The sequence below is a fragment of the Candidatus Woesearchaeota archaeon genome (assembly GCA_003694805.1).
Classification (GTDB): Archaea; Nanobdellota; Nanobdellia; order Woesearchaeales; family J110; genus J110.
Genome location: RFJU01000124.1, coordinates 1 through 4396, shown reverse-complemented (window position 1 = coordinate 4396; position 4396 = coordinate 1). Strand labels below are relative to the sequence as shown.

Annotated in this window: 4 protein-coding genes; all 4 read right to left on the bottom strand. The window is 46.0% G+C overall.

Going from position 1 to position 4396, the window contains the following annotated elements; translation table 11 throughout:
- Window positions 1-1596 (bottom strand): DNA polymerase II large subunit (locus tag D6783_04505; protein RME52539.1); only part of this gene is annotated, 1596 nt, incomplete at its 3' end.
- Window positions 1593-2990: a hypothetical protein gene (locus D6783_04500; protein ID RME52538.1), complete on the bottom strand. Its 1398-nt coding sequence runs from the start codon at window positions 2988-2990 to the stop codon at window positions 1593-1595. The genes D6783_04505 and D6783_04500, both read right to left, overlap by 4 nt.
- Window positions 2987-4201 (bottom strand): ORC1-type DNA replication protein, encoded by a 1215-nt coding sequence (locus tag D6783_04495; GenBank protein ID RME52537.1) that lies wholly within the window; start codon window positions 4199-4201, stop codon window positions 2987-2989. Before D6783_04495 ends, D6783_04500 begins: the two co-directional genes overlap by 4 nt.
- Window positions 4198-4396: hypothetical protein (locus tag D6783_04490; protein ID RME52536.1), on the bottom strand; the 199-nt coding region annotated here is incomplete at its 5' end. The genes D6783_04490 and D6783_04495, both read right to left, overlap by 4 nt.

The following is a 4396-nucleotide window of genomic DNA, read 5'->3' as shown; positions in this document are numbered from 1 at the left end:
GGTGAGAAGAGACCAGTAGTAGAGGTGGTCTGGGTGGAGGGGTGTGTTCGTTGTTGTTGCGAGCGTCCATGCCTCGTGTGAAGTGATGGTTGTGGTGAGGGGTGACTCGAAAAGTGAGTGGAGTTTGTCGTTGTTGATGTTTGTTTTTTCTGCTAAGGACGCTGTGGTTTCGTGGTGGGTGGTGAGGTAGTTTTGAAGTTCGAGAATCCACTCTTCAGGCGTGTATCCTGCCGGTGCTAAGGTATGGGCTCTGTCGAAGAAGTCTCCATAGTTGATGAGGATGTCGCCTAAGAAGAGGATGTTCTTAATGTGGGGTTGTAGTTTTCTGGCTTGGTCTTCAGTAGTTATTTTCTTTACTGAACCGTTGCGTAGGAGGACTATTGGGCCTTCTATCGTGTCGCATGGGGTTATTGCGGCTGCTTTTCCTGGTCGTTCGACCTTGAGTTGAGTTCCTGTTGCGATGAAGTTGTTGGTGACTATCATGGTTGCGGGGTGAATACTTTGCGCGCTGAAGCCAGAAGCTCTTCCTCGGCCGTACCGTAAGCGAAAGCCGCCTGGTCGGAGCGGGTGGCTGAAGACGGGTCTGCCTGCGACGACATCTTTAATGTAGGTGTAGTCGGGCGTTATTCTGGAGGTTTCTTGGGTTGTTGCTTGCGTGTTCTTGGCTTTTGCTTTTTTTTGAATGGCGATGAATTCCTCAAGAAAGCTCCAGTGTTCTAGGTCCATTTCTTTTGCCCATTTGCGTATTTTCCCCCAGAGTTTTGGGGCTTTGAGTTCGAGGCAGGAGCTGTGGATGAGGCAAAAGCCGCTTCTGAGGTTGTTTGTTGGTACTCTTGGCAGGTCTTTGAGGTTGACGTTGCTTATTTCGTATTTTTCTGATGGGTCTCCGCTTATTTCGAGGGGGAGGTGTTTGGTCATGAAGTCTGCTTCTTCTTTGCTGGGGAAATATTGGAGATTGGTGACCCATTCGTGGTAGTCTTCAAGTTCTGCATAGGTTCTGGCCACTTCTTTTTCGTCCGGGTCGTACGTTGCATACCCCATTTTTTTTCGTACATAGTCCGCTATGAGGACTGCAACGCTGGCTGCTGTTCCTCCTGCTCCTCGAACAGGCCCTGCAAAGACGAGGCAGAAGTACTTTCCTTGTTTGTCACGTCTGTCTTTGAGTTCGAGTGTGACAAATCCTTCTATTGGTGCAGAAACGACGCCGACGGTGACGTAGGCAAACCCTACTCGTATGCCCACCTCCATTGCTTCTCTTTTGTCTTTGAAAGTGCAGAACTTTTCCTGGGCGACTTCGTGGGCAATAATGAGGGCTACGCGCCAGTCGAGAGCACCATAGTGTTTTTCGAGCTCGAGAATGCGTTGGACGACTCCGGAGTTTTTTATTTGAGGAGCGACGGCCGATATGATTCCAACAACGCGCTCTGCTAAGTTTTTGGCGAGAACAATTTCTACATGATCGACGGGGTCGTAATGTTTTTTTCTTGCTTTTTCAGCGAGGGCGAACGCAGCTTGTGTTCTTTTTTGTAGTTGTGCAAAGTAGTTGTTGATTCTTGGCGAGGCAGGAATGGTTTGTTGTTCGTTTTTGGTTTTCATGAACGTTGGTTTGTTTCCTTGTGGAAGTTGAGAATGCGAACTTCCCTTGTTTGTGTGTTGATGAGGGGGACTTTTCCTGGTTGGTTTTCCAAGCCTCTTTTTTCTTGGTTCTCTGTCATGTCGGTCCAGCAGCTTCCGTTGATGATGGTTACGTTTTTGTACGAGGATACTGCTACGCGGTGAACGTGCCCTGTTATGAAAATGTCAGGGATGGTGTCAATGATGAGGTGGTCTTCTTCAGGGTCTGGTAAGTATTGGTTGCTGTTGTGGGTTGGTGCGAGGTGGCGTCTTTTGAGGAGCTCTTTCATGATGAGGTCCACTTTCTTCAAACCACCTCCTGCCCTGATTGAAGGGATGTTGTCAGCGTAGTAAGGAATGCTGTAGCCGTGGTAGTAGAGGATGGTGAGGCCGGGAAAGGTGTTTGTTTTGTTGAGGATGAACGTTGCGGGGTTGGAGGTGAGGGTGACGTTGGGCATGTTGTAGAGCTCAGGGGCCAAATCTTGAGGTATTGGTGGTTGTGGTTCGGCAAGCCTGACCGGCTCGTGGTTGCCTGGTCCGATGATGATTCTCTTGCTTGATGGTATTTTTTTGAGGAGCGTTGCAAATCCTTTGAATTGCTCTTTGATGCTGGTGTGTGTGAGGTCTTCTTCCTGTCCGGGGTAGACACCGACTCCTTCGACGACATCACCAATGAAGATGAGGTAGTCTACTAGTTGTGCTATGCGCTTTTGTGATTCGCTGCCAACGTTCCCATTTATCCATTCGAGGAATTTGTTGAACTCTTCTGCTAAGAATTTTTTTGATCCGAAATGGAGGTCTCCAATGACGGCTATGTAGCGTTCTTCTGGTGATTTTTTGAGTTCGTGGAAGGGGATGTCTGGGTGTATGATGTCTGTTGCAAAAAAAACCCCGTCGCCCTTTCTTGCTGTGATTCCTATTATTTCATCAAGAAACAAGTCTTTTGCTTGTTGGAGGAGTTCGTTGTTGTTCTGGCTGATAATGACTTTTGCTCTTCCTGTTAAGTCTTCCACTTCGAGGATGATGTTTTTGTTTTTTGTTTCTTGCTTTTCACAAATCATTCCTATAATGGTTGATGTTTCTGCTTGTGACTGCATTGCGCGTTGTATGGTTGTTGTTCCTCTCGCTTCTGGCCGCTGCCTGATCATTCGTTCTATGGTCTTGAATCTGATGGTGTAGTGCTGGACAAAATCAGCAACTTCTCTTTTTGTTGTTTTTTTTGTGTAGTTTTTTACGAGGTGGACTGGTGGAGGTGTTGTTGTTTGTGGTGTGTTGGTGGCTTGGGAGTTTTGTGCTTGGATGGTTTTGAGCATGGCTGGTGTTACGAGAACCCCCTTATCTATGAGTTCGTGAACAATTTCTGTTGTTGTTTTCATCCTTGCACTTCTTTTTTGAGGTATTTTTTGAGTCGGTCTTTGAGTGTTGGTGGTATGGCGAGCGTGATTTCTCGTGTCCTGCCGAAGCGTCCTTTGCTGATGATTTTTGCGTTGATGATGCCGAGCATGTCGAGTTCGGCAAGGATGTCTGATATTCTTCTTTGGGTGAGTGGCCTGAGGGCGGTGTGGTCGCAGAGTTTTCTGTAGACTTCGTAGAGTTCGCCGGTGAAGATTGTCTCGTTGGTAGTGTGTTCTTCACAGAGAAAGATTGCATAAATGGTTGTTTTGACTTGTTTGGGTTGGGTGGCTACTGCGTCAAATATTCTGTCGCGTTCTATTTTGTCCTCTGCTTTATCTACGTGTTCTAGTGTTATTGTTTTTGCTCCTTCTCGTTCGGCAAGTTCTCCTGCGACTCTGATGAGTTCGAGGGCTCTTCTTGCATCTCCGTGTTCTCTTGCGGAGTACGCTGCACATTTTTGGATGACGCCTTCTTCTATGACGCCGTCATGGAAGGCTTCTTTACAACGGTCTGTGAGGATTTCTTGAAGGTGAAAGGCGTTATAGGGTGGAAAGAGTATTTCTTCTTCTGAGAGTGATGATTTCACTCTTGGGTCGAGGTTGTTTTGGAAGGTTAAATCGTTGCTGATACCAATAATTGCTATTTGTGCGTTTTTTAGTTCTGCGTTCATTCGGGTGAGGTTGTAGATGATTTCATCTCCTGCTTTTCTGATGAGTTGATCGATTTCGTCGAGAATGATGATGGTGTTGTGTTTTTTTTGTTCGAGTGTTTCGAAGAAGTAGCGGTAGACTTCGTCGGTTGGAAGTCCTGTTGGTGGGATGTTTTTCCCCAATTCCCTAGTGAGTTCTGCGAGAAGTCTGTAGTCTGTATCTGCAACTTTTTTGAGTTTGCAGTTGACGTAGATGGTGAGGAGGGGGATGTTTTGTTGTTTTGCAACTGCTTCGAGCTTTTTGGTGGTGTAGCGGGAAACAAGTGTTTTCCCTGTTCCTGTTTTCCCGTAAATGAAAATGTTGCTCGGTCTTTCTTTACGAAGGCTTGGTGCGAGAATATTTGCAATAGTGTGCACTTGTTCGTCTCGATGCCGTATGGTTTCTGGGATGAATTGGGCTTGGAGTTTTTGTTTGTCTTTGAAGAGAGATTCTTGTTCCAGGTAGTTTCTGAAAAATGTTGTGATATCAGATGTCACGCTCACTCAACCCCCTCAGTTCCAAAAGAAGTGAAGGTTTTATAAATATTGTGCTTGTTGAATGGTGTGTGTTTGGTTGTGTTTTTTGAAGTGAATAAAACCCACCCCTTGACTTCTTGTGGAAACTTTATTTTTGTTGATTTGGAAGGTTTTTTCGTTGGTTTATTTAAAGAAAGAATGTGTGTTTGGTTGTTGTTTGAT